This is a genomic window from Bartonella capreoli (assembly GCF_902813205.1).
Lineage (GTDB): Bacteria > Pseudomonadota > Alphaproteobacteria > Rhizobiales > Rhizobiaceae > Bartonella > Bartonella schoenbuchensis.
In genome coordinates, this window is record NZ_CADDZX010000328.1 from 1 (window position 1) to 404 (window position 404).

A 404-nucleotide genomic window follows, 5' to 3' on the forward strand; every position below is an offset into this window, starting at 1 on the left:
AGACATCAGCAATTCCAAAAGCAGAAACTGAGCCTATGACAGATGCCATCATCTCTGCTCTTAAAACGATTTACGATCCAGAAACACCTGCTAATATCTATGACCTAGGGCTCAATTATCGCGTGGATAATGAAGACGATCGTTCAGTAAAAATCGAAATGGCGCTCACGGCACCTGGTTGCCCTGTAGCAGGGGAAATGCCAGGGTGGGTAGAGAATGCTGTAATTGCAGTTGAAGGTGTTTCATGTGTTGAAGTGATTAAGACATTTGATCCGCCATGGACCCCCGATTGTATGTCAGAAGAAGCACAAGTCGCTACTGAATGGTGCTAAAAACGCCACCTTCTTAAAGTATAAAAAAGATGGCATTTTCGTCCTTAATTTACGATGAGAGAAATGCCGCCT

1 protein-coding gene is annotated in these 404 nt (G+C 43.8%); it reads left to right on the forward strand.

Going from position 1 to position 404, the window contains the following annotated elements; all coding sequences use genetic code 11:
• Positions 1-332: iron-sulfur cluster assembly protein (locus tag J7R05_RS08650; protein WP_208541910.1), on the forward strand; the 332-nt coding region annotated here is incomplete at its 5' end.
• Between the last annotated feature and the right edge of the window lie 72 nt (positions 333-404).